The 23409-nt window shown below is 71.6% G+C and carries 21 protein-coding genes; 18 read left to right on the forward strand and 3 right to left on the reverse strand.

Features of this window, described 5'->3' with window-relative positions; genetic code table 11:
• Nucleotides 1-190 precede the first annotated feature (190 nt).
• The gene (locus ACIRD8_RS19815) at nucleotides 191-1360 is read left to right on the forward strand and encodes a cysteine desulfurase family protein (RefSeq protein ID WP_403992923.1); all 1170 of its coding nucleotides are present in this window, start codon (nucleotides 191-193) and stop codon (nucleotides 1358-1360) included.
• On the opposite strand, the gene ACIRD8_RS19820 is transcribed toward ACIRD8_RS19815, so the two are convergent.
• The gene (locus tag ACIRD8_RS19820; RefSeq protein ID WP_403992926.1) at nucleotides 1353-2039 is read right to left on the reverse strand and encodes an N-acetylmuramoyl-L-alanine amidase; all 687 of its coding nucleotides are present in this window, start codon (nucleotides 2037-2039) and stop codon (nucleotides 1353-1355) included. The genes ACIRD8_RS19815 and ACIRD8_RS19820 overlap by 8 nt on opposite strands.
• Nucleotides 2040-2189: 150 nt before the next feature.
• Here ACIRD8_RS19820 and tnpA point away from each other — a divergent pair, with 150 nt between their 5' ends.
• The 3 genes from tnpA (at nucleotide 2190) to mnmA (ending at nucleotide 5060) form a co-directional block, all read left to right on the forward strand.
• A complete protein-coding gene (gene tnpA / locus ACIRD8_RS19825) occupies nucleotides 2190-2612 on the forward strand; it encodes an IS200/IS605 family transposase (protein ID WP_403993489.1) in 423 nt (140 codons plus the stop codon).
• Complete coding sequence (locus ACIRD8_RS19830) at nucleotides 2609-3817, forward strand: RNA-guided endonuclease InsQ/TnpB family protein (RefSeq protein ID WP_403992929.1); 1209 nt, start codon at nucleotides 2609-2611, stop codon at nucleotides 3815-3817. The genes tnpA and ACIRD8_RS19830 overlap by 4 nt, the downstream gene beginning before the upstream one ends.
• A 106-nt stretch (nucleotides 3818-3923) precedes the next feature.
• Complete coding sequence (mnmA, locus tag ACIRD8_RS19835) at nucleotides 3924-5060, forward strand: tRNA 2-thiouridine(34) synthase MnmA (protein WP_403992932.1); 1137 nt, start codon at nucleotides 3924-3926, stop codon at nucleotides 5058-5060.
• A gap of 72 nt (nucleotides 5061-5132) precedes the next feature.
• Here mnmA and ACIRD8_RS19840 read toward each other — a convergent pair whose 3' ends face one another.
• Together ACIRD8_RS19840 and ACIRD8_RS19845 are read right to left on the reverse strand one after the other, a co-directional pair.
• A complete protein-coding gene (locus ACIRD8_RS19840) occupies nucleotides 5133-5936 on the reverse strand; it encodes an alpha/beta fold hydrolase (protein ID WP_403992935.1) in 804 nt (267 codons plus the stop codon).
• 75 nt (nucleotides 5937-6011) lie between these two features.
• Nucleotides 6012-6347, reverse strand: a complete 336-nt coding sequence (locus tag ACIRD8_RS19845; protein ID WP_403992938.1) for a DUF427 domain-containing protein — start codon at nucleotides 6345-6347, stop codon at nucleotides 6012-6014.
• A gap of 65 nt (nucleotides 6348-6412) precedes the next feature.
• Between ACIRD8_RS19845 and ACIRD8_RS19850 the strand changes: the two genes are divergently transcribed.
• The 14 genes from ACIRD8_RS19850 to ACIRD8_RS19915 all read left to right on the forward strand — a co-directional run bounded on the left by ACIRD8_RS19850 (nucleotide 6413) and on the right by ACIRD8_RS19915 (nucleotide 23386).
• Nucleotides 6413-6952 (forward strand): TIGR00730 family Rossman fold protein, encoded by a 540-nt coding sequence (locus ACIRD8_RS19850; protein WP_099174345.1) that lies wholly within the window; start codon nucleotides 6413-6415, stop codon nucleotides 6950-6952.
• A gap of 51 nt (nucleotides 6953-7003) precedes the next feature.
• The gene (locus tag ACIRD8_RS19855) at nucleotides 7004-7693 is read left to right on the forward strand and encodes an SDR family oxidoreductase (RefSeq protein ID WP_403992942.1); all 690 of its coding nucleotides are present in this window, start codon (nucleotides 7004-7006) and stop codon (nucleotides 7691-7693) included.
• A 41-nt stretch (nucleotides 7694-7734) separates the two neighbouring features.
• Nucleotides 7735-8760, forward strand: a complete 1026-nt coding sequence (locus ACIRD8_RS19860) for a methionine synthase (protein WP_403992945.1) — start codon at nucleotides 7735-7737, stop codon at nucleotides 8758-8760.
• A 39-nt stretch (nucleotides 8761-8799) separates the two neighbouring features.
• Complete coding sequence (gene ligA, locus ACIRD8_RS19865) at nucleotides 8800-10998, forward strand: NAD-dependent DNA ligase LigA (RefSeq protein WP_403992948.1); 2199 nt, start codon at nucleotides 8800-8802, stop codon at nucleotides 10996-10998.
• A gap of 304 nt (nucleotides 10999-11302) precedes the next feature.
• Nucleotides 11303-13447 (forward strand): putative bifunctional diguanylate cyclase/phosphodiesterase, encoded by a 2145-nt coding sequence (locus ACIRD8_RS19870; RefSeq protein ID WP_403992951.1) that lies wholly within the window; start codon nucleotides 11303-11305, stop codon nucleotides 13445-13447.
• 100 nt (nucleotides 13448-13547) lie between these two features.
• The gene (gatC, locus tag ACIRD8_RS19875; RefSeq protein ID WP_014153935.1) at nucleotides 13548-13844 is read left to right on the forward strand and encodes an Asp-tRNA(Asn)/Glu-tRNA(Gln) amidotransferase subunit GatC; all 297 of its coding nucleotides are present in this window, start codon (nucleotides 13548-13550) and stop codon (nucleotides 13842-13844) included.
• Between the two features lie 5 nt (nucleotides 13845-13849).
• Nucleotides 13850-15352: an Asp-tRNA(Asn)/Glu-tRNA(Gln) amidotransferase subunit GatA gene (gene gatA, locus ACIRD8_RS19880; protein WP_403992954.1), complete on the forward strand. Its 1503-nt coding sequence runs from the start codon at nucleotides 13850-13852 to the stop codon at nucleotides 15350-15352.
• The gene (locus tag ACIRD8_RS19885; protein WP_350991065.1) at nucleotides 15349-15591 is read left to right on the forward strand and encodes a hypothetical protein; all 243 of its coding nucleotides are present in this window, start codon (nucleotides 15349-15351) and stop codon (nucleotides 15589-15591) included. Before gatA ends, ACIRD8_RS19885 begins: the two co-directional genes overlap by 4 nt.
• 14 nt (nucleotides 15592-15605) lie before the next feature.
• On the forward strand, nucleotides 15606-17114 hold the full coding sequence (gene gatB / locus ACIRD8_RS19890) for an Asp-tRNA(Asn)/Glu-tRNA(Gln) amidotransferase subunit GatB (protein WP_403992957.1): 1509 nt from the start codon (nucleotides 15606-15608) through the stop codon (nucleotides 17112-17114).
• Nucleotides 17115-17299: 185 nt separating this feature from the next.
• Nucleotides 17300-19411, forward strand: coding sequence for a phosphocholine-specific phospholipase C (locus tag ACIRD8_RS19895; protein ID WP_403992960.1), 2112 nt, complete (start codon nucleotides 17300-17302; stop codon nucleotides 19409-19411).
• 140 nt (nucleotides 19412-19551) lie between these two features.
• Nucleotides 19552-21771, forward strand: a complete 2220-nt coding sequence (locus ACIRD8_RS19900) for an MMPL family transporter (protein ID WP_403992962.1) — start codon at nucleotides 19552-19554, stop codon at nucleotides 21769-21771.
• A 29-nt stretch (nucleotides 21772-21800) separates the two neighbouring features.
• Nucleotides 21801-22355 (forward strand): GNAT family N-acetyltransferase, encoded by a 555-nt coding sequence (locus ACIRD8_RS19905; protein WP_403992965.1) that lies wholly within the window; start codon nucleotides 21801-21803, stop codon nucleotides 22353-22355.
• A gap of 50 nt (nucleotides 22356-22405) precedes the next feature.
• A complete protein-coding gene (locus tag ACIRD8_RS19910; protein WP_403992968.1) occupies nucleotides 22406-23062 on the forward strand; it encodes a hypothetical protein in 657 nt (218 codons plus the stop codon).
• Nucleotides 23063-23188: 126 nt separating this feature from the next.
• Nucleotides 23189-23386, forward strand: a complete 198-nt coding sequence (locus ACIRD8_RS19915) for a hypothetical protein (RefSeq protein WP_403992971.1) — start codon at nucleotides 23189-23191, stop codon at nucleotides 23384-23386.
• The last annotated feature ends 23 nt before the right edge of the window (nucleotides 23387-23409 follow it).

The raw sequence follows: 23409 nt of genomic DNA on the forward strand, positions 1-23409 counted from the left end.
CCGGGCTCCGCGCCGGGCGCCCCCCGCCGGGAGCCCTTCGCAGGGTGGCTGACCAGGTGCGGGGCCCGGGAGGGCCGGGGCCCGGCCGGGTCGCCCCGGCCCGGACCGGCCTCCGCCCGGGCGTCCGAGGGGTGGGACGCCGATGCGCCCGGCACACCCCGCGCCACGGGCTCGTAGAATCGTCATCACCATGGCTTACCTCGACCACGCCGCGACCACGCCGATGCTTCCGGAGGCGATCGCGGCGATGACCGCGCAGCTCGCCGTCACCGGCAACGCGTCCTCACTGCACGCTGCCGGGCGCCGGGCCCGCCGTACCGTCGAGGAGTCCAGAGAGACCCTCGCCGAATCCCTCGGCGCACGCCCCAGCGAGGTGGTCCTGACCTCCGGCGGCACCGAGGCCGACAACCTCGCCGTGAAGGGCCTCTACTGGGCCCGCCGCGACGCCGACCCCCGGCGGACCCGGGTCCTCGCCAGCCCGGTGGAGCACCACGCCGTCCTCGACGCGGTGGACTGGCTCGCCGAGCACGAGGGCGCCACCGTCGAGTACCTCCCGGTCGACACGTACGGACGGGTGCACCCGGACGCCCTGCGTGAGGCCCTCGCCCGTAACCCCGACGACGTCGCCCTGGTCACCGTGATGTGGGCCAACAACGAGATCGGCACCATTATGCCGATACGTGAACTCGCCGAGGTGGCGCGCGAGTTCGGCGTCCCCATGCACGCCGACGCGGTGCAGGCGTTCGGGCAGCTGGAGGTCGACTTCGCCCGCTCCGGGCTGGCCGCCATGACGGTCAGCGCGCACAAGATCGGCGGCCCGTTCGGCATCGGCGCACTGCTGCTCGGCCGCGACCAGACCCCTGTGCCCGTCCTGCACGGCGGCGGCCAGGAGCGGCATGTGCGCTCCGGCACCCTCGACGTACCCGCCGTGGCCGCGTTCGCCGTGGCCGGACGGCACGCCGCCGACGGACGCGAGCGCTTCGCCCGTGAGATCGGCGCGCTCCGGGACGAGCTGGCCGCAGCCGTGCTGAAGGCCGTCCCCGACGCCCTCCTCGGCGGCGACCCGGCCCCCGGCGGGCGGCTGCCCGCCAACGCCCACTTCACCTTCCCCGGCTGCGAGGGCGACTCCCTCCTGCTGCTCCTCGACGCCCAGGGCATCGAGTGCTCGACCGGATCCGCGTGCACCGCCGGCATCGCCCAGCCCAGCCATGTGCTGCTGGCCACCGGCACCGACCCCGAGCTGGCGCGCGGCACCCTGCGCTTCTCGCTCGGCCACACCTCGACCGGACAGGACGTGGAAGAGGTCGCGCGTGCGATCGGCCCGGCCGTCGAGCGGGCGAGGACGGCAGGGCTCAGCTAGCAGTAGCACCGCCCGTGGACGCGGCGCGGACCAGCTTCATGTAGCGGCGCCAGTCCCAGTGCGGTCCGGGGTCGGTGTGGTCCGTGCCGGGCACCTCGACGTGGCCGATGATGTGCTCGCGGTCGATCGGGATCCCGTACCGCTTGCATATCGCTGCCGTCAGCCGCGCGGACGACTCGTACATCGCCCCGGTGAAGTCCTGCGGGCGGTCGACGAAGCCCTCGTGCTCGATGCCGACGCTGCGTTCGTTGAACGCGCGGTTGCCCGCGTGGTACGCCACGTCGAGCTCCCGGATCATCTGGGTCACCCGGCCGTTCTGCCCGACGATGTAATGCGTCGCCGCCTGGTGCGCCGGGTCCTGGAACACCTTGACCGCGCTGGCGTAGCTGCCCTGGGTGACATGGATGATCACCCGGTCCACGCCGTAGTCGTCGGGGCGGTCGGCCCGCCGCCAGTTCGCCTCGGAGGCCGAGACCCAGCTCGCCGGCGCGTAGTCCAGCTCGCCTGCCTTGCGGGGCTTCTCCACGCCCGGCACCCGCCACCAGACGCGCCGGATCTCCCCCGCGGCCAGAGCGGCCGTGCCCACCGCCGCGGCCCCGCCGCCGATCAGCAGCGAGCGCCGGCTGATGCCGTGACCCGGGCCTTTACCCGGTGACCCGGCACTCCCGTTGTTCCCCATCAGTACCTAGCCAGGGGACGCCCCGCTTCAGCGGGGTGGGGAATGGCTTCTGAGTCCTGCTCTGACCTCGACTGTGTGCACGTGCTGTTCACCTGTTCCTGCCTCTCTGCCGCACTAGACCTGTGACGCGTGTATAGTGATTGCGTGACCGTGGCCAGGAAAGTTCGCCGATTCTCCGGCGGCGTGTACGACCTCGGGCTCCACGTCGTGTGGTGCCCGAAGTACCGCCGTCCGGTCCTCGGCGGTCGGGTCGCGGAACGGCTGGACGAACTGATCCGGCAGAAGGCCGACGAGCGCGGCTGGGAGATCATCACCCTTGAGGTGATGCCCGACCACGTGCACCTTTTCGTGAAGCATGACCCGAAGTCGTCTGCCTCGTACGTGGCGAACCAGTTCAAGGGCTTCACATCCCACGTGCTGCGCGAGGAGTTCCCGCACCTGAAGTCGCGGATGCCCACGCTGTGGTCGTCGTCGTACTTCGCGGCCTCGGTCGGCGCCGTGTCGGCGGCCACGGTCGAGAAGTACATCAACACCCAGTGGGAACGCCCGTCGAAGAACGGGGACGGCTCGTGATCCGCGCGTACACGTTCCTCCTGCGCCCCACGGCCCGCCAGGCGGTCGCACTGGGCGAGATGCTGCGGGACCACTGCTCCCTCTACAATGGCGCGTTGCAGGAACGCCGGGACGCCTACCGGCACACCTCGAAGACCACCGTCCGCTACGGCGACCAGTCCGCCCAGCTCAAAGACATCCGCGCCTTCGACCCGGAGCGTCAGGGCCGCTGGTCGTTCTCCTCCCAGCAAGCCACCCTGCGCCGCCTCGACAAGGCGTTCCAGGCGTTCTTCCGCCGGGTCAAAGCCGGACAGACCCCCGGCTACCCCCGGTTCAAGGGCACCGGGCACTTCGACACCGTCACCTTCCCCAAGGACGGTGACGGCTGCCGCTGGGACTCCACTCCCCACGACACGCAGACCCGCGTCCGGTTCCAGGGCGTAGGGCACGTCCGCGTGCACCAGCACCGGCCCGTCAAGGGCCGGGTCAAGACGATCAGCGTGAAGCGCGAGGGGAAGTGCTGGTACGTGATCCTGTCCTGCGACAACGTGCCCGCCGAGGAACTGCCGCCCACCGGGGGAAACGTCGGTATCGACATGGGTGTCGCCCACTTCCTCACCACCTCGGTGGGCGAACACGTCGCCAACCCGCGCTTCCTTCAGGCGATGGCCGACGAGCTGGCCGAAGCGCAGCGGCACCTCGCGACGTTCCCGAAGCGGACCCGGCAGCGCACCAAGGCACATCGGGCCGCCGCCCGGAAGGTCGCCAAGCTGCATGCCAGGATCCGGCGGCAGCGCGCCGACTTCCACCACAAGACCGCCCGTGCCCTGGTCCGTGACCATGACGTGATCGCGCACGAGCGGCTCAACACGGCGGGCATGACCCAAGCCCCCGCACCCAAGGCCGACCCCGAGCAGCCCGGCAGCTTCCTGCCGAACGGCGCTGCCGCGAAGGCCGGACTCAACCGCAGCATCCTCGACGCGGGTTGGGCGCAATTCCTCGCAATCCTGGCGAACAAGGCTGAGAGTGCCGGTCGCCTGGTGGTTGCGGTGGACGCGCGCAACACCTCCCGCACGTGCCCCGAGTGCGGGCATGTCGCGAAGGAGAACCGCGTCACCCAGGAAAGGTTCCAGTGCACGGCGTGCGGGTTCGCGGCGAACGCGGACCACGTCGGCGCGACGAACGTCCTCAACAGGGCCGGGCTGGTCCTCTGCGTGGCGGCTTAGCCACCGACGCAGGAAGCCCGCGCGTTTACGCGTGGGTGGAGTCACGTGCTCCTCAACGCATATCCGCGAGCATTCGGTTCCCGGAGCCCCGTACTCTGGAGAAGCTATGACTCAGACCTCCCAGCGCCCCCTCCGTGTGCTCGCCGCCATGTCGGGCGGAGTCGACTCCGCCGTCGCGGCGGCCCGAGCCGCCGAGGCAGGCCACGACGTGACCGGTGTGCACCTCGCCCTCTCCGCGAACCCGCAGTCCTTCCGTACGGGCGCGCGAGGCTGTTGCACCATCGAGGACTCCCGGGACGCCCGCCGCGCCGCGGACGTCATCGGCATCCCGTTCTACGTCTGGGACCTGGCGGAACGCTTCCGCGAGGACGTCGTGGACGACTTCGTCGCGGAGTACGAGGCCGGGCGCACGCCCAACCCCTGCCTGCGCTGCAACGAGAAGATCAAGTTCGCCGCGCTGCTCGACAAGGCGCTGGCCCTCGGCTTCGACGCGGTCTGCACCGGCCACTACGCCACCGTCGTGCTGAACGACGACGGCACCCGGGAGCTGCACCGCGCCTCGGACATGGCCAAGGACCAGAGCTACGTCCTCGGCGTACTGGACGAGAAGCAGCTCGCCCACGCGATGTTCCCGCTGGGCGACACCCTCACCACCAAGGACGAGATCCGGGCCGAGGCCGAGCGCCGGGGCCTGGCGGTCGCCAAGAAGCCCGACAGCCACGACATCTGCTTCATCGCCGACGGCGACACCCAGGGCTTCCTCGCCGGACGCCTCGGCGGCCCGGCGGAGGGCGACATCCTCGACGAGTCCGGCACGAAGGTCGGCACCCACGAGGGCGCCTTCGGCTTCACCATCGGCCAGCGCAAGGGCCTGCGCATCGGTCACCCCGCCCCCGACGGCAAGCCGCGCTACGTCCTGGACATCTCCCCGGTGAACAACACGGTGACGGTGGGCCCGGTGGAGGCCCTGGACGTCACCGCGCTGGCCGCCATCAAGCCCCGCTGGTGCGGCACCGCCCCCGCGGGCCCCGGGACGTACACCGCCCAGCTCCGCGCCCACGGCGGCGAGACCGAGGTGACGGCGGAGCTCACCGGCGGCACGCTCTCCGTCACCTTCACCGAGCCGGTCCGCGGCGTGGCGCCCGGCCAGGCGGTCGTGCTGTACGACGGCACCCGGGTCGTCGGCTCGGCCACGATCGCGACGACGGTGCGCAAGGAGAAGGCGGCCTCGGCCGCCGGCTGAACGGACCTCCGGGCCGGCCGGGTCGCTCCCCTGCGACGACCCGGCCGAATCGGCGGCCCCTGCCGGCGTTCTCTAGGAGGCCGCCGTACGCAGGAACGGGTCGCGGGCGAAGAAGTCCGACAGCACCGGCGCGATCGCGTGCGGCGCCAGCTCACGGGTCATGCCCGTCAGGGTGCGGTGTCGGGCCCGGGGGATCGCGTCCGCGAGGGCGAGCGTGGTCCGGTGCGCCTGCTCCGTGCTGAAACCGCCCGTGACCACCAGGGTGCGCGCGGTCACGGAGGCGAACCGCCCGGCGGGCACCGAGCCGTCGCCCAGCAGGGCGTCGTCGTACGCGAGGGTGTGGGCCGCCCCTTCGAGGCCGGACCAGAGCGGGGCCCGGCGCATGCGGGCGATCGTCTCCTCCGGGACCCCGGTCCGCGACAGGTACAGCTCGACGGCGCCGCCCCGGTCACCGGCCGCCAGCAGCCGGTGCAGCAGGGCCGTGCAGCGGGATTTGAAGAGGAGGCCGTCGGTACCTGGGGTGTACGGCGGCTCGTAGACCGCGAGCAGGTCCACGGGCAGCCCCGCGGCCTGCGCCTCCAGGGCCAGCGCCCCGCCCGACAGCATCCCGAACAGCGATACGCCCTCACCCGCCACCGCCGCGACCGCCGCCAGGTCCTCGATCTCACGGCGGGGGGCGTACGGCCCGCCGTCACCGCTCGCCCCGCGGCCCCGGCGGTCGTACGTGACGACCGTGAAACGCGGGGCCAGCAGGGCGGCCAGCGGTGCCTCGTCGGCCGAGGTGCTCAGGGCACCGCCGACCAGGATCACCGGCGGCCCGTCACCGTGGCGGCGATACGCGATCGACGTACCGTCACGGGAGAGAGTCTTTTCCATGTGAGGGTGGACCGCCGGGCCCCGCGGAACTCATCGCCGTACGGAGAAATATTTCTGACGGTCAGTCGGGCAGGATCAGTCGGGGACGACTTCCGTGGCGTAGAAGCAGAAGTGGTCCTTGATCGCCGCAACTTGCTCCTTCGGCTCCGGGTAGGCCCACACGAGGTCCGCCGCGTCCGGCAACGACCAGTACGAGGCGTCACCCTTGAACGGGCAGTGCGTGCTGGTGTCCGAGGGTGTCAGCAGCTCCGTACGCACATCCTCGGGCGGCAGGTAGTAGCGGTCGGGACAGCCCGTCTCGCGCAGCACCAGGGGGCGGCTGCTCTCGGCGAGCACCTGCCCGCCGTGCACCGCGCGCACATGCACGGCCTCGGGTCCGACGGTGATGGTGTGTCCTGTGAGGGAGGTCATACGTGGTTCAGCCGAGGAGGAGCCCGGTTTCTTCCCGGGCCCTGGACCGGCCGTACGGTGTCCGCATGAACATCTGCGTCTTCCTCTCCGCCGCCGACCTCGACGACCGCTACACCGTGCCCGCCCGCGAATTCGCCGAGCTGCTGGGCCGGGGCGGCCACACCCTGGTCTGGGGCGGGTCGGAGAGCGGCCTGATGAAGGTCGTCGCCGACGGCGTCCAGGAGTCCGGCGGACGGCTCGTGGGGGTGTCGGTGGACTTCCTCGCGGCGAAGGCGCGGACGAACGCCGACGAGATGGTGATAGCCAAGGACCTGGCCGAGCGCAAGGCGCTGCTCCTGGAGAAGTCCGACGCGATCGTGATCATGGTCGGCGGGACCGGGACGCTCGACGAGGCGACGGAGATCCTGGAGCTGAAGAAGCACGGCAAGCACACCAAGCCCGTCGTCCTGCTGAACACCGCCGGCTTCTACGACGGGCTGCACCAGCAGTTCCGGCGCATGGAGGACGAGGGCTTCCTGCCGCTCCCGCTGACCGAGCTGGTCTTCTTCGCCGAGGACGGCGTCGGGGCGCTGGCCTACCTGGAGGAGTCCGCCGGCCTGCAGTGACAACAGCGCCCGCGGTGAGGCGAGCACCTGCCGTGATGCGAGCATGAGGGCATGCCTACTCACCTCATCACCGGCGCCGGCTCCGGCATCGGAGCGGCCGTCGCCCGCCGTCTCCTGGAGCGCGGCGACGAACTCGTGCTGCTGGCCCGGGACGCCGGGCGCGCCAAGGAACTGGCCGCGCTCCACCCCGGGGCCCGCACGCTCGTGGGCGACCTCGGCAACCCCGACCGGCTCTCCTGGGCGTTCGGGCAGCAGCCGATGCCCGAACGCCTCGACTCGCTGCTCCACATCGCGGGCGTCGTCGAGCTCGGCACCGTCGGCGACCTCACCCCCAAGGCCTGGCACTTCCAGCTCAACGCCAACCTGGTCTCCCCGGCCGAGCTGACCCGTCTCCTGCTGCCGCAGCTGCGCGTCGCCCAGGGTCACGTCGTCTTCGTGAACTCCGGCGCCGGGCTCGCGGCGCACGCCGAATGGAGCGCGTACGCCGCGAGCAAGCACGGGCTGAAGGCCCTCGCCGACTCGCTGCGCCACGAGGAGCACGGCAACGGCGTCCGGGTCACCTCCGTCTACCCGGGCCGCACCGCCAGCCCGATGCAGGCCAAGGTCCACCAGCAGGAGGGCAAGGAGTACGACGCTTCCCGCTGGATCGACCCGGAATCGGTGGCCACCACGATCCTGCTCGCACTCGATCTGCCCAGGGACGCCGAGATCAACGACCTCACGGTCCGCCCGGGCCGTTGAGCTGCGGCGAGCCCGCGCCCGGGGGCCCGTAGGCTTTCCGCGTGAGCGAGAAGAGCAGGTTCAGCGCGAGTGCAGCCACCGGGATCGGGTCCATGCCCGGAGGGGACGCCCGGGAGGCGGCGAAGACCGTCACCGGGTCCTTCGCCGACGGTCAGGGCATGCCGTATCTGGCGGAGCTGCCCGCGCGGGGCCCCGGCGCGGACATGATCGGGCGGACCGTCGGCCTGCTCACCGAGATGTACGGCCATGTCGAGCCCAGCGGCTGGCGGATCAGCGACCGCCCCGGCCGCGACACCCGCCGGGCCCGCTCCTGGCTCGGCGAGGACCTCGACGCGCTGGAGGAGTTCACCCAGGGGTACGAGGGGCTGCTCAAGGTCCAGGCCGTCGGACCCTGGACCCTGGCCGCCTCGCTGGAACTGCGGGGCGGCGAGGCCATGCTGGGCGACCCGGGCGCCTGCCGCGACCTGGCCGGCTCGCTGGCCGAGGGACTGCGCTCCCACCTCGCGGAGGTGCGGCGCAGGATTCCCGGCGCCGAGGTCGTGCTCCAGCTCGACGAACCCTCCCTCACCGCCGTACTGCTGGGGCGCGTCAGGTCAGCGAGCGGCTACCGCACCTACCGCGCCGTGGACCGCCAGGTCGTCGAGGGGACGCTCCGCGAGCTGCTCGCGGTGAACGGCGACGGGCCCACGGCCGTCCACTCGTGCGCCCCCGAGGTGCCGTTCGGGCTGCTGCGCCGCGCGGGGGCCGGCGCGGTCTCCTTCGACTTCTCGCTGGTCACCGAGCGTGAGGAGGAGGCGATCGGGGAAGCCGTCGAGGGCGGCACCCAGCTCTTCCTCGGCGTGGTTCCCGGCCACGACGCCGCCTCGACCGCATTGTCGGACCCGGGCGGTAGCGTCATGGGGGTCAGGACGTTGTGGAGCAGGCTGGGGCTGAATCCGGGGACTCTCAGCGAGTCCGTCGTGATCACCCCGTCCTGCGGGCTGGCGGGAGCGTCGCCCGCGTACGCGCGCGCCGCGCTCGCCCACTGCGCCCGGGCGGCGAGGTCGCTCGCGGACAACCCTGAGTAACGGGTCGAAGAGTCAACGGGGCAACGGGAGGAACAGGCGATGGCCGGCGAACAGCAGGCGCAGCAGCTGACCGGTGTGCCGGCGGAGGTGCAGGAACAGCACGCACTCCTCGCCGAGCAGATCGAGGAGCACCGCTTCCGGTACTACGTGAAGGACCAGCCGGTCGTCGACGACGCCGAGTTCGACCGGCAGATGCGCGCGCTGGAGGCCATCGAGGACGAGCACCCCGCGCTGCGCACACCGGACTCGCCGACCCAGAAGGTCGCCGGCCCGTACACCACGGAGTTCACCTCGGTCGAGCACCGCGAGCGCCTGCTCTCCCTGGACAACGCCTTCGACGACGCGGAGCTCGCCGCCTGGGCAGACCGCGTGGCCAAGGACGTGGGCAGGGGCGGATACCACTTCCTGTGCGAGCTCAAGGTGGACGGCCTCGCCGTCAACCTCACCTATGAGCACGGCAGGCTGACCCGCGCGGCGACCCGGGGCGACGGACGCACGGGGGAGGACATCACCCCCAACGTCCGTACGATCGCCGACATCCCGCTGCGCCTCAAGGGCGACCGCGTCCCCGACCTCGTCGAGGTCCGGGGTGAGGTCTTCTTCCCCATGGAGGCCTTCGAGGGGCTCAACGCCCGGCTGGTCGAGGCAGGCGACAAGCCCTTCGCCAACCCGCGCAACGCGGCCGCCGGATCGCTGCGGCAGAAGGACCCGAAGGTCACCGCGACCCGCCCGCTCCACATGGTGGTGCACGGCATCGGCGCCCGCGAGGGCTTCGACATCGAGCGGCTCTCCCAGGCGTACGAACTGCTGAAGGAGTGGGGCCTGCCGACCGCCAAGCACAACAAGGTGGTCGGATCCCTCGACGAGGTGCGGGAGTTCATCGCCTGGTTCGGCGAGAACCGCCAGTCCGTCGAGCACGAGATCGACGGCGTCGTCGTCAAGCTCGACGAGATCCCGCTCCAGGGCAGGCTGGGCTCCACCTCGCGCGCGCCGCGCTGGGCGATCGCCTGGAAGTACGCGCCGCAGGAGGTCAACACCAAGCTGGTCAACATCCGGGTCGGCGTCGGCCGCACCGGCCGGGTCACGCCGTACGCCCAGGTCGAGCCGGTCGAGGTGGCGGGGTCGGAGGTCGAGTTCGCCACCCTGCACAACCAGAACGTCGTGAAGTCCAAGGGCGTCCTCATCGGCGACACGGTGGTCCTCCGCAAGGCCGGCGACGTCATCCCGGAGATCCTCGGGCCGGTCGTCGATCTGCGCGACGGCAGCGAGCGCGAGTTCGTCATGCCGTCCGAGTGCCCCGAGTGCGGGACGCCGCTGCGCCCCATGAAGGAGGCCGACATCGACCTCCGCTGCCCCAACGCCCGCTCCTGCCCCGCCCAGTTGCGGGAGCGTCTGGCGTATCTCGCGGGCCGTAAGTGCCTGGACATCGACCACTTCGGCTATGTGGCGGCCGCGGCCCTCACCAAGCCCCTGGAGCCCGCCGAGCCGCCCCTGCTGGACGAGGGCGACCTCTTCGGCCTGACGGTGGACCAGCTGCTGCCGATCCGGGCGTACGTCCTGGACGCGGACAGCGGACTGCCCAAGCGCGACCCGAAGACGGGCGAGGAGAAGATCGCCAAGGTCTTCGTCACCGACAAGGGTGAGCCGAGGAAGAACGCGCTCGGCATGCTGGAAGGTATCGCGGCGGCCAGACAGGCCCCGCTCGCCCGTATCCTCACCGGACTCTCCATCCGCCACGTGGGACCGGTCGCCGCCGTCGAGCTGGCCCGGCAGTTCCGTTCCGTCGACCGCATCGACGAGGCGTCCGAGGAGGAGCTGGCAGCCGCGGACGGGGTGGGCCCCATCATCGCCGCCTCGGTCAAGCAGTGGTTCGCCGAGGACTGGCACCGCGAGATCCTGCGCAAATGGCGGGAGGCCGGGGTCCGCATGGAGGACGAGGGCGCGGGTGAGGACGAGGGGCCGCGGCCGCTGGAGGGACTCACCGTCGTGGTCACCGGCACGCTCGCCACCCATACCAGGGACGGGGCCAAGGACGCGCTCCAGAGCCAGGGCGCGAAGGTCACCGGATCCGTCTCGAAGAAGACCTCCTTCGTGGTGGTGGGCGACAACCCGGGGTCGAAGTACGACAAGGCGATGCAGCTGAAGGTGCCCGTCCTCGACGAGGACGGCTTCGCCGTGCTCCTGGAACAGGGGCCGGACGCGGCCCGGGAGGCCGCCGTCCCCGCCGAGGAGGTCTGATCGAGGCGCGATCGAGACGCCGGTGACGCGTGGTCATGGGCCAGGGGGGAAGCAATCGGACGGGAGAGGACGCGGAGGCCCGGTCCTGCCCGCCCGCATCACCCGTTCGGCGCTTATCAGACAGTGAGCAACGCAGGACCGCATTCGGGCAAGAGCTGCAGAGCGCTGCCCGCGGGGGCCCTCGTCGGCCTACTGTTGAACGAGCACCTGCCGTGCCCGGCCGCGTGGTGGGATTCGGGTCGTGGTGGCATGGGAGCGGGGGCCACCGTGGGACATCGGCACCGCCGGCTGTGAGAGGGACGGAATGAAACCGACCGAGAGCGCCGCACCGGTGTCGCGTCTGCGAGGTTTCGTGGGCCTCACGTCCACAGTGGGCGCCGTCGTCGTGGCGGTCGCAGCCGTGCAGCTCGCGACCGGCTTCTACCGGACGGTCCACGACGGACACGCCCTCTTCCCCGCCGGCACCGCGGGCTGGTCGCTCGCCCTGCTCACCGGAATCGTCGTGGGCCATCTCGTCGCCCTCGGCCGCGACCGCTGGTGGGGCGGCACCGGTTCCGGCGCGGCCCTCACCCTCGCCGTGCTGCTGCTCTACGGCTGGGTGGCCGCCGGGCTGGTCAGCCTCGTCGTCGTGGTGCTCGTCGGCATGGCCAGGCGTCACCGGTGGTGGCAGGGGCTGCTGCACGGGGCGGTGGACATACTCGGCATCGGGGCGGCCGCCCTGGTCCTCGCCGCCTTCGGCGAGGTGCCCAGCGTCGAAGCGCCCTGGCGGCCACTCCACTGGGGCATCGACGCCGTACCGGAAGTGCTGCTCGCCGCCGGCGCGTACCTCCTCGTCACCCGCTTCCTGCTCTGGTACGCCAGGGCGTCCCAGAGCGGCGGGCTGCCGACGATCGCCCGTACCGCAGTGCTGCGCCAGGGGCTCGTCGCGGTCGCCCTGCTCGGCATCGCCCCGCTGATCTGCGTGGTGGCCTCGGCCAAGCCCGTCCTGCTGCCCCTCTTCGCCGTCCCGCTGATCGCCCTGGACTCCACGCTCTGGATCGCCCGCGCGCGGGCCGAGGAGCAGCTGAGGGACCCGCTCACCGGCCTGCCCAACCGCCAGTGGCTCCTGGAGAGGACGTGGACGGCGCTGGAGGAGGCCGACGGCACCGGCACCAGGACCGCCCTCGTCCTCATCGACCTCGACCGCTTCCGGGCCGTCAACGACACCCTCGGCCATCTCGCCGGCGACCGGCTCCTGCTCCAGATAGCGGAGCGGCTGCAGCTCGCCCTGCCCCGCGGCGCGGAGGCAGCGCGGCTCGGGGGCGACGAGTTCGCCGTACTGCTGCCGACCGCGGACTCGACCACCAGTGCCCAGCGTGTCGCCCGGCACCTGGTCGCCGAGCTCTCCTCGCCCCTCGACCTCGACGGGCTCATCCTGGTGCTGGAGGCGAGCGCCGGGGTCGCCGTCCACCCCGACCACGCGCTCGACGCCGAGGGGCTGCTCAGGCGGGCGGACGTGGCCATGTACCAGGCCAAGCGGGACCGCACGGGCGTGGAGGTCTACGAGTCCAAGCGTGACAGCAACACCCCGGACCGGCTCGGCCTGCTGGGCGATCTGCGCCGTGCCCTGGACGCCCGCGAGGTGGAACTCCACTACCAGCCCAAGGTCCGTTTCGACGGCCAGGTGGCCGGCCTCGAAGCGCTCGTACGATGGGTGCATCCGGAGCGCGGGCGGGTCCCCCCGGACGAGTTCATCGCGATCGCCGAGTCCTCCGGGCTGATGCCCCACCTCACCGAGTACGTGCTGGAGACCGCGCTGGCCCAGGTGGCCCGGTGGAGGGCGCAGGGGCTGTTCGTCCCCGTCGCCGTCAACGTCTCGCCGCGCGACGTCCACACCCCCGGGTTCGCGGGCAGCGTCGCCGCACGGCTCGCCCGGCACGGCGTTCCCGCCGGTGCGCTCCAGCTGGAGATAACCGAGCACGTCCTGCTGGAGGACCCCCAGCGGGCCGCCGACACCCTGGCCGGGCTGACCGGGCACGGGGTGAAGATGTCCCTCGACGACTTCGGCACCGGCTACTCCTCCCTCGTCCACCTGCGGAAGCTGCCGGTCAGCGAGCTCAAGATCGACCGGTCGTTCGTCGCACGGCTGGCCGTGGACAACGAGGACGCCGAGATCGTCCGCTGCACCATCGACCTGGCCCACTCGCTCGGGCTGATCGTCGTCGCCGAGGGCGTCGAGGACGACGAGACCTGGGAGCGGCTGCGTGACCTGCGCTGCGACGCGGTGCAGGGGTGGCTGGTCGCCGCCGCGATGCCGCCGCAGGAGACGACGGCCTGGCTGCGGGCCCGGGGCGAGCACGGGTGGCGGCGGCCCTCGGAGCTGGAGGCCGCGGCCGCACCGGCGGTGGCCCCCGAGCAGGCGCCCCGGTCCGCGGGACGCGCGCTGAACCCGGGCCCGGCCACGGCCTGAGGGACGGGCCGGGCCCCCGGAGGACGGTGTGTCCCTCGGCGTGTCCCGCGACCCCATAGGATTGGGCCAAAACCACACACCAACCCCTGAGGATCGCTGCATGCCTGGCATCACGCGCGAGGAGGTCGCCCACCTCGCCCGGCTGGCGCGTCTGGAGCTGAAGGGCGAAGAGCTCGAGCACTTCGCCGGTCAGCTCGACGACATCATCGGCGCGGTCGCCCGCGTCTCCGAGGTCGCCGACCAAGACGTACCGCCGACCTCCCACCCGCTGCCGCTGACCAACGTCATGCGCGCGGACGAGGTCCGTCCGTCGCTCACCCCCGAGCAGGCGCTCTCCGGCGCCCCGGCCCAGGAGCAGCAGCGTTTCAAGGTGCCGCAGATCCTGGGGGAGGACTAACAGCCATGACGGACATCAGCACCATCATCAAGCTCACCGCGGCCGAGACCGCCGCGAGGATCGCCTCCGGCGAGCTGACGGCCGTCGAGGTCACCGAGGCCCACCTGGCCCGGATCGACGCCGTCGACGAGAAGGTCCACGCCTTCCTGCACATCGACCGCGAGGGCGCGCTCGCGCAGGCCCGCGCCGTCGACGCCAAGCGTGAGGCGGGCGAGAAGCTCGGCCCGCTGGCCGGCGTCCCGCTCGCGCTCAAGGACATCTTCACCACCCAGGACATGCCGACCACCGTCGGTTCGAAGATCCTGGAGGGCTGGGTCCCGCCGTACGACGCGACCCTCACGAAGAAGCTGAAGGCGGCCGACGTCGTCATCCTCGGCAAGACCAACATGGACGAGTTCGCCATGGGGTCCTCCACCGAGAACAGCGCCTACGGCCCGACCGGCAACCCCTGGGACCTCACCCGCATCCCGGGCGGCTCCGGCGGTGGCTCCGCCGCCGCGCTGGCCTCCTTCGAGGCCCCGCTCGCCATCGGCACGGACACCGGCGGCTCCATCCGCCAGCCCGCCGCCGTCACCGGCACCGTCGGCGTCAAGCCCACCTACGGCGGCGTCTCCCGCTACGGCATGGTCGCCTTCTCGTCCTCCCTCGACCAGGGCGGCCCCTGCGCCCGTACGGTCCTGGACGCGGCGCTGCTGCACGAGGCGATCGCCGGACACGACCCGATGGACTCGACCTCCATCGACGCGCCGGTCCCGCCGGTCGTCGAGGCCGCGCGCAACGGCTCCGTCCAGGGCATGCGCGTCGGCGTGGTCAAGCAGTTCGCGGGCGAGGGCTACCAGGCCGGGGTCGTCCAGCGGTTCAACGAGTCGGTCGAGCTGCTGAAGTCCCTCGGCGCCACGATCGTCGAGCTGGACTGCCCGTCCTTCGACCTCGCCCTGTCGGCGTACTACCTGATCGCGCCGTCCGAGTGTTCCTCGAACCTCGCGCGCTTCGACGCCATGCGCTACGGCCTGCGGGTCGGCGACGACGGCACCCGTTCCGCCGAGGACGTCACCGCGCTCACCCGCGAGGCCGGCTTCGGCGACGAGGTCAAGCGCCGCATCATCCTCGGTACGTACGCGCTGAGCTCCGGCTACTACGACGCGTACTACGGCTCGGCGCAGAAGGTCCGTACCCTCATCACCCAGGACTTCGAGAAGGCGTTCGAGCAGGTGGACGTCATCGTCTCGCCGACGACGCCGACCACCGCCTTCCCGATCGGCGAGCGCGCCGACGACCCGATGGCGATGTACCTCGCGGACCTGTGCACCATTCCGACCAACCTCGCCGGCAACTCCGCCATGTCGCTTCCCTGCGGCCTGGCCCCGGAGGACGGCCTGCCGGTCGGGCTGCAGATCATCGCCCCCGCCATGAAGGACGACCGGCTGTACAAGGTCGGAGCAGCCGTCGAGGCCGCTTTCGTGGAAAAGTGGGGGCACCCGCTGCTTGAGGAGGCTCCGTCGCTATGAGCGCAATGGCTAAGAAGGCCAAGAACTTCAAGAAGTCCAAGACCGGCGCGTACGTGTCCATGGGCACCACCGCCTTCGGCGCGCTCAGCGTGTTCAAGCAGGTGAAGATGGCCCGCCAGGAGAACGACACACTGCGGCTGATCGACGCCGCCGTATCCGCCGCAGCGATCGTGACCGGACTCGCGATCCTCTACCGCGAGCTCAAGCGTCTCGGCGACGACGACGTCCTGCTGGGCTGAGAGGGAAAGTTTCAGTGACTGTCATCGACCTGGAGTCGTACGAGGATGCCCTCGCGGCGTACGACCCCGTCATGGGCCTCGAGGTCCATGTGGAGCTCGGCACCAGGACCAAGATGTTCTGCGGGTGCTCCACCGAGCTCAAGCAGGACGCGAACTCGCAGACCTGCCCGGTCTGCCTCGGGCTGCCGGGCGCACTGCCGGTCGTCAACGAGATCGGCGTCGAGTCCGCCATCAAGATCGGTCTCGCGCTGAACTGCGAGATCGCCGAGTGGTGCCGCTTCGCCCGGAAGAACTACTTCTATCCGGACATGCCGAAGAACTTCCAGACCTCCCAGTACGACGAGCCGATCGCCTACGACGGCTATCTGGACGTCCAGCTGGAGGACGGGGAGATCTTCCGCGTGCAGATCGAGCGCGCGCACATGGAGGAGGACACCGGCAAGTCGACGCACGTCGGCGGTGCCACCGGCCGTATCCACGGCGCCTCCCACTCGCTGCTCGACTACAACCGCGCGGGCATCCCCCTCATCGAGATCGTCACCAAGCCGATCGAGGGAGCCGGAGCACGCGCCCCCGAGGTCGCCAAGGCGTACGTCGCCGAGCTCCGCGAGCTCATCAAGGCGCTCGGCGTCTCGGAGGCCCGGATGGAGATGGGCCAGATGCGCTGCGACGTCAACCTGTCGCTGCGCCCCAACGGCACCGAGAAGTTCGGTACGCGCTCCGAGACGAAGAACGTCAACTCGCTGCGCTCCGTCGAGCGTGCCGCCCGCTTCGAGATCCAGCGGCACGCCGCCGTGCTGAACTCCGGCGGGACGATCGTGCAGGAGACCCGGCACTTCCACGAGGAGGACGGCTCCACCACGGCCGGCCGCATCAAGGACAACGCCGAGGACTACCGCTACTTCCCCGAGCCGGACCTGGTGCCGGTCGCCCCTGCCCGCGACTGGGTCGAGGAGCTCCGCAAGGGGCTTCCCGAGCTGCCCCGGCTGCGCCGCAAGCGGCTGAAGGAGGAGTGGGGTGTCAACGATCACGACATGCAGTCCATCCTCAACGCGGGCGCGGTCGACCTGATCGTCGCCACGACGGACGCGGGTGCCCCGTCGGACCAGGCCCGCAAGTGGTGGATGGGCGAGCTCGCCCGTAACGCCAACGAGACCGGCCGCAGCCTGGACGAGCTGCCGGTCACCCCGGCGCAGGTCGCCCGGGTGGCGGAGCTCGTCGCCTCCGGTGACCTCAACGACAAGCTGGCGCGCCAGGTCCTCGAGGGCGTCCTCGCGGGCGAGGGCGACCCGGACACCGTCGTCGAGAAGCGCGGCCTGAAGGTCGTCTCGGACGAGGGCGCGCTGTCCACGGCCGTCGACGAGGCCATCGCGGGCAACGCCGCCATCGCGGACAAGATCCGCGGCGGGAAGGTCGCCGCCGCCGGTGCGCTGGTGGGCGCGGTCATGAAGGCCACCCGTGGCCAGGCCGACGCGGCGCGCGTGCGTGAGCTGATCCTGGAGAAGCTCGGCGTCGAGGGCTGATCCCGTCGGGCCCCTGGGGGCGGCGCATCCGTGGTCCGGATGCGCCGCCCCCTTTTTTGCGTTCTTCGCGCTTGGACTTTCCGTGACGCCCTGTTGGACGTTCATCGTCAGGCCGTACGACGGTCTTCCGGCAGCCACCCGGCGTGGCTAGTTTCCCGCCGTAGGAAAGCAATCGGGAGGCTCACTTGACCACGGACATGTCACGGCGGCGGCTCTTCGCGCTCGGGGGCGGCGCACTCGGCGCCGCTGCGGCGGGATCGTTCCTGCCCCCCTCGCTCCAGGCGGCGATCGCCGCACAGCCCGCGGGGGAACGGTCCGGCGGGGCGGGGCTGGACGCCATCGAGCATGTGGTGATCCTGATGCAGGAGAACCGTTCCTTCGATCACTACTTCGGGACCCTGCGCGGAGTGCGCGGCTTCGGGGACCGCAACGCGATCGAGCTTCCCTCCGGCAGGCCCGTCTTCGCACAGCCGGGGCCCCTGGGCTCCACCGTGCTGCCGTTCCCCGTGCGGGGGGCCGCACAGACGCAGAAGAAGGACCTCCAGTACATCGGCGCCCTCGACCACTCCTGGGACGGCGGCGCCAAGGCCTGGGCCGGCGGCTGGATGGACGGCTGGGTCACCGCGAAGACCGCCGCGACCATGGCGTACTACGACCGCGGCGACCTCCCGCTGCACTACGAACTCGCCGACACCTTCACCGTCTGCGACGCCTACCACTCCTCGATCCACTCCTCCACCAGCCCGAACCGCAACCACCTCTGGAGCGGGCGGACGGGGTACGAGCCGAACGGCGAGCGGGCCGTGGGCAACGACGCGTACGACGAGGGCACCCACCCCGGATACGACTGGGGCACGTACGCCGAGCGGCTGGAGAAGGCCGGGCGGAGCTGGAGGACGTACACGGAGTGGGAGAACTTCACCGACAACCAGATCGAGTTCTTCACCACCTTCAAGGCCGTCGCCCGCAAGGCCCTGGCGAGGACCGGCGGCCACACCTACATGGAGTCCTTCTACGCCACCGTGCGCGACGCGGACGACGCCGCCGAGCGGGAGCGGCTGCTGGGTCTGCTCGACGAGGGCGTCGCGGCGCTGACGGCGGCCGAGCGCAGTCTCTTCGAGCGGGGGCTGCGCCGGGTGGAGACGGGCACGCTCGCCGACGCGTTCGCCGAGGACGTGGCGGCGGGGACACTGCCCGAGGTCTCCTACCTGGTCCCGTCCGCGGTGGACTCCGAGCACCCGAGCGTCTCCTCGCCGGTGCACAGCGCGACGATCGTCTACAAGGTGCTGGACGCGCTCGGCCGGCACCCCGACGTGTGGCGGCGCACCGTCGTCCTCATCAACTACGACGAGAACGACGGGTTCTTCGACCACGTCCCGCCGCCGGTCGCCCCCGCGGAGGTGACCGAGGAGCACTGGGAGGGCAGGCCCACGGGGCTGGGCGTGCGGGTTCCGCTGCTCGTGGTCTCGCCCTGGTCGGTCGGCGGGTACGTCTGCTCCGAGGTCTTCGACCACACCTCGGTGATCCGTCTCCTGGAGCGCTGGACCGGGGTCGAGGAGCCCAACATCAGTGCCTGGCGGCGCCAGGTCACCGGCGACCTCACCTCGGCCTTCGACTTCAGCCGCGCGCGGCGGCAGCCCGGGACGGAGCAGCCCGCCGCGATCCCGCCCTTCGAGGGGCGCTGGCAGCCCGTGCCGCCGGCCGTCCAGCACATGCCCGCCCAGGAGCCGGGCGCCCGGCCGGCCCGGCCCCTGCCCTACCAGTGCGACGCGCAGGCCACGCGCGTGGACGGGGCACTGCGGGTGGACCTCAGCAGCACGGGCCGCTCGTCCGCGCACTTCGCGCTCTACCCCTACGCCCAGGAGTTCCCCGCACCGCAGCACCGCGACGTCAGGGGTACGGCGCGCTGGACGGTGCCGTTGACCGGCGCCGGATACCGCTTCACCGTCACCGGTCCGAACGGCTTCCGGCGGGAGTTCGAGGGAGCGGCCGACGGCGGAGCCGGAGTCTCCTCGCACATCGACGCCCACGAGCGGGACGTGCACCTCACGCTGCGCAACACCGGCAGGCGGACCCTGACCTACACCGTGCGGCCCCTCGGATACGTCGACGAGGACGACCTGCGGAACTGGACGCGGACGGTCGAGGTCAAGCCGGGCCGCAGCCGTACGGTCGTGCACTCGGCGGCCGACGCCCACGGCTGGTACGACCTGGAGCTGACGGCCGACGAGACGGGCTCCTTCCGGCGCCGGCTGATGGGCCACATCGAGAACGGCCGGGCGAGCGTCTCCGGCTGATGGTCCGAGCCGTGTGACCATGGCCACGAAAGCGGCAAATGGTGAGGGATGGCTGACAGAGTGAGGCTCTCAGGTCATGCGACTTCGCGGGATGTCATGTCATATCCCGCTACAGTCCACGAACCCCAGGAGCACCTCCGTTGGCCGCCCTCGCACGCTGGTGTCTCACGCACCGCCTCGCCACCGTCCTCATCTGGCTGATCGCCCTCGGGGGCACCGCCACCGCCGCGGGGTTCGCGGGGTCCGCGTACTCCAACGACTACGAGGTGCCGGGCACCGAGTCCGGGCGTGCGGGTGAACTCCTGCAGACGGGGTTCAAGGACCTCGGCGGCGACACCGGCACCGTCGTCTGGCACACCCCCGGCACCGCCGTCCGTGACCCCGGTGTCGAGCGGACGATGACCGGGACGCTCGACGCGATCCGCGCACTGCCGGGCGTCGGTGACGTCAGCGGTCCCTACGGGCCGACGGACCAGGGGCGGATCAGCGCGGACGGCCACACCGCCTACGCCACGGTCACCTTCGACCACCGGGCCGGCGAGATCCCGCCGGAACAGGCGCGGGCCGTCGTCGACACCGCGCGGGAAGCCGGTGGCGACGGGCTGCAGGTCGAAGTCGGCGGCACCGCGGCCGCGCTGACCGAGGCGCCCGCCCTCCACCTGAGCGAGGCCATCGGGGTGGCCGTCGCTGCGGTCGTCCTCTTCCTCGCCTTCGGCTCGCTCGCCGCGAGCCTGCTGCCCATCGCTACCGCCCTCGTCTCCGTCGGCACGGCGTACGCGGGCATCGTGCTGCTCGGCCATGTCATGACCGTCGCCGACTTCGCGCCGATGCTGGGCATGCTCATCGGGCTCGGCGTCGGCATCGACTACGCCCTCTTCATCGTCACCCGGCACCGGCGGGGCCTGCGGCGTGGTCTGTCCGTGCACGAGGCCGCACGGAACGCCGTCGCGACGACGGGGCGCGCCGTCGTCTTCGCCGGAGCCACCGTCTGCGTCGCCCTGCTGGGCATGCTGGTCCTGCGGCTCGGCTTCCTCAACGGAGTCGCGATCGCCGCCTCCCTCACCGTGGTGCTGACCGTCGCCGCCTCCGTGACCCTGCTGCCCGCGCTGCTCTCCTTCATCGGCACCCGGGCCCTGAGCCGGCGTGAGCGCGGACGGCTCGCCGAGCACGGGCCGCAGAGCGAACGGGCCACCGGTTTCGCCGCCCGCTGGTCGGCCTTCGTCGAGCGGCGCCCCCGGCTGCTGGGGGCGGTCGCCGCGGCCGTCATGGCGGTGCTCGCGGTGCCCACCCTCTCGCTGCACCTGGGCACCTCCGACCAGGGCAACAACCCCGCCACGGCCACCACCCGCCAGGCGTACGACCTGCTGGCCGACGGTTTCGGCCCCGGCGTCAACGGGCCGCTGACGATAGCCGCGCACCTCGACGGAGCCGACGACCGGCTCGCCCTGGACGGCCTGCCCGCCGTGCTGCGGGCCACCGACGGAGTCGCCTCGGTGAGCCCGGTGACGTACAACGGCAGCGGCGACACCGCGTTCCTCACCGTCGTCCCCGGCTCCGCGCCGCAGTCGCAGCGGACCAGCGAACTCGTCGACCGGCTGCGCCACGACGTCCTGCCGCCGGTGGGGGAGACCACCTCGCTCCGGATGCACGTGGGCGGGGTGACCGCCGGTTACGACGACTTCGCCGACATCATCATCGGCAAGCTGCCGCTCTTCGTCGGGGTGGTCATCGGGCTCGGCTGTCTGCTTCTGCTGCTGGCGTTCCGTTCCCTCGCCGTCCCCCTCAAGGCCGCCGTGATGAACGTGGCCGCGGTGGCCGCGTCCTTCGGCGTCGTCGTCGCGGTCTTCCAGTGGGGATGGGGGAGCGAACTGCTCGGGCTCGGCAGCGCGGGCCCCGTCGAACCGTTCCTCCCGGTGATCATGGTCTCGGTGCTCTTCGGGCTGTCCATGGACTACCAGGTCTTCCTCGTCGGCCGGATGTACGAGGAATGGCTGGAGACCGGCGACAACCGCCGGTCGGTGCGGGTCGGCCTGGCCGAGACCGGCCGGGTGATCAACTCCGCCGCGGTGATCATGATCTCCGTCTTCCTCGCCTTCGTCCTCAGCGGCGACCGCGTCATCGCGATGTTCGGCATCGCACTCGCCGCCGCCGTCGCACTCGACGCCTTCGTCCTGCGCACCCTGCTGGTGCCCGCGCTGATGCACCTGCTCGGGGGCGCGAACTGGTGGCTGCCGGCCCGGCTCGACAGGCTGCTCCCGCGCCTCAGCATCGAGCCGCCGGACCGTGTGGCACCCCGTGCGAAAATCCCGGGGGAGCGCACGGACGACGAGGCCCAGGTGGTCTCCCAGCGCGTGCACTGAGACATCACGGAGACCGAGGGAGATTCACTGTGTTCACGGTGTCACTGGGCGACGACGGGGCGGAGCTCCGCCCGATCGAGCCCTGGCAGGCGGCGGAGTTCCTGGCGCACATGGACCGGGCGCGTGCCCTGGTGGACCCCTGGATCCCGTTCGCCGCGGCCGCCACGGACCTCACCTCCGCCCGCGCCCTGCTCCAGCGGTACGCGGACAAGCAGGCCGCCGACACCGGCCGGCTCTACGGCATCTGGCTGGACGGCACGCTGGTCGGCGGCGTCCTGTTCCGGATATTCGAGGCGGACACGGGCAACTGCGAGATCGGCTGCTGGCTGGAGGCCGCCGCGGAGGGCCGGGGCCTGGTGACCCGCGCGTCCCGGAAGCTGATCGACTGGGCCGTCGGCGTACGGGGCATGCACCGCGTGGAGTGGGTCGCCTCCTCCGCGAACCGGCGCAGTGTCGCGGTGGCCGAACGGCTCGGGATGACCCGCGAAGGAGTACTGCGCGAGGCCTATCCGTACCGCGGCAAGCGTCACGACGAGGAGATCTGGGCCGTCCTGGCGCCCGAATGGCGTAAGCGACAGGGCTGAGGGGGCCAGTGTTAAGGAGGTTCTCATACGGGACCCCTAGCGTGCGGCGCATGAACACCTCCCCCACCACTGCGACCACTGACGACACCGAGGAGAAGAAGGCGGCCGACGGGACCGCCACCGCACCGGGCGTGACGAAGCAGGCCGGCCCGACGGACGACGCCGTTCCGGCCGACGTCGCACCGGGCGTGACCGCGTCGGACGTGACCGCCATGGACGTGGCCGCGACGGACGCGGCGGCGGAGGACGGCCTGGAGGCCGACCTGGAGCCCGACCCCTACGACGAGGCCGAAGCCGCCGCGGCGTCCGGGGTCGGGACCGGAGCCGCGGCGGTCGTGGCCGCCGGGCTCGGCATCATCTCCCTCTCGGGAGCCTGGACCGGCCGCGTCGCCGCCGAGCGCGAGACCCTGATGGGCCAGATCAAGACCTCCGGCGGCGGCAGCGCCGCCCAGCAGATCTCCGAGATCTACGGCGACGCGTGGCACAGCACGGCCCTCGTGAACGGGATCTTCGCGCTGCTCGCCCTGCTCGTCGGCGTCTTCGTCCTGGTCCGGCCCTCCTTCGGCACTCCCGCCCTCCACCCGCAGGCCGGCTGGGTCCGATCCGTGGCCGTCGCAGGCATCTCGCTCGGCGTACTCGGCCTGCTGCTCTCCGTCGGCATGTACTTCGACCTCTTCGTCGCCCTGCCCTCCGCGGCCGGCGGCTGAGGCCCTGCCGCAGACGGCTAAGGCATCCGTCACCGGGGCCTAAGGCCCCTCACCCGCAGAGATGCGGCACTCGCCCGATGTGGCGGCACCCCCTGGCGGACGAGAGTGGGGGCACGGCAAGGAACCGTGCCCCCACTTCTGCGTCCCACCAGGGAGAACACCATGTACGAGTACGAACTCCACCAGCTCGCCGTCGCCGAGCTGATCCGCAGGGCCGAGGAGCAGCGCACCGTCCGCCGGGCGGTGCTCGCCCGGCGCGCGCGACGGGACGACACCGAAGGGCGGGTGGGAAGGAACCGGAGCTGGTTCACCCGTGCCGCGTAGCGATGGACCTCGCGCGGAAATCC

It is taken from the genome of Streptomyces sp. NPDC102451 (genome assembly GCF_044765485.1).
In the GTDB taxonomy this organism is placed as follows: Bacteria; Actinomycetota; Actinomycetes; order Streptomycetales; family Streptomycetaceae; genus Streptomyces.

Excerpts from the sequence above, each read along its gene's own strand:
- ACIRD8_RS19815 (WP_403992923.1), top strand. The coding sequence starts at position 191 with ATGGCTTACCTCGACCACGCCGCGACCACGCCGATGCTTCCGGAGGCG.
- ACIRD8_RS19820 (WP_403992926.1), bottom strand. The coding sequence starts at position 2,039 with ATGGGGAACAACGGGAGTGCCGGGTCACCGGGTAAAGGCCCGGGTCAC.
- mnmA (WP_403992932.1), top strand. The coding sequence starts at position 3,924 with ATGACTCAGACCTCCCAGCGCCCCCTCCGTGTGCTCGCCGCCATGTCG.
- ACIRD8_RS19840 (WP_403992935.1), bottom strand. The coding sequence starts at position 5,936 with ATGGAAAAGACTCTCTCCCGTGACGGTACGTCGATCGCGTATCGCCGC.
- ACIRD8_RS19845 (WP_403992938.1), bottom strand. The coding sequence starts at position 6,347 with ATGACCTCCCTCACAGGACACACCATCACCGTCGGACCCGAGGCCGTG.
- ACIRD8_RS19850 (WP_099174345.1), top strand. The coding sequence starts at position 6,413 with ATGAACATCTGCGTCTTCCTCTCCGCCGCCGACCTCGACGACCGCTAC.
- ACIRD8_RS19855 (WP_403992942.1), top strand. The coding sequence starts at position 7,004 with ATGCCTACTCACCTCATCACCGGCGCCGGCTCCGGCATCGGAGCGGCC.
- ligA (WP_403992948.1), top strand. The coding sequence starts at position 8,800 with ATGGCCGGCGAACAGCAGGCGCAGCAGCTGACCGGTGTGCCGGCGGAG.
- ACIRD8_RS19870 (WP_403992951.1), top strand. The coding sequence starts at position 11,303 with ATGAAACCGACCGAGAGCGCCGCACCGGTGTCGCGTCTGCGAGGTTTC.
- gatC (WP_014153935.1), top strand. The coding sequence starts at position 13,548 with ATGCCTGGCATCACGCGCGAGGAGGTCGCCCACCTCGCCCGGCTGGCG.
- gatA (WP_403992954.1), top strand. The coding sequence starts at position 13,850 with ATGACGGACATCAGCACCATCATCAAGCTCACCGCGGCCGAGACCGCC.
- ACIRD8_RS19885 (WP_350991065.1), top strand. The coding sequence starts at position 15,349 with ATGAGCGCAATGGCTAAGAAGGCCAAGAACTTCAAGAAGTCCAAGACC.
- ACIRD8_RS19910 (WP_403992968.1), top strand. The coding sequence starts at position 22,406 with ATGAACACCTCCCCCACCACTGCGACCACTGACGACACCGAGGAGAAG.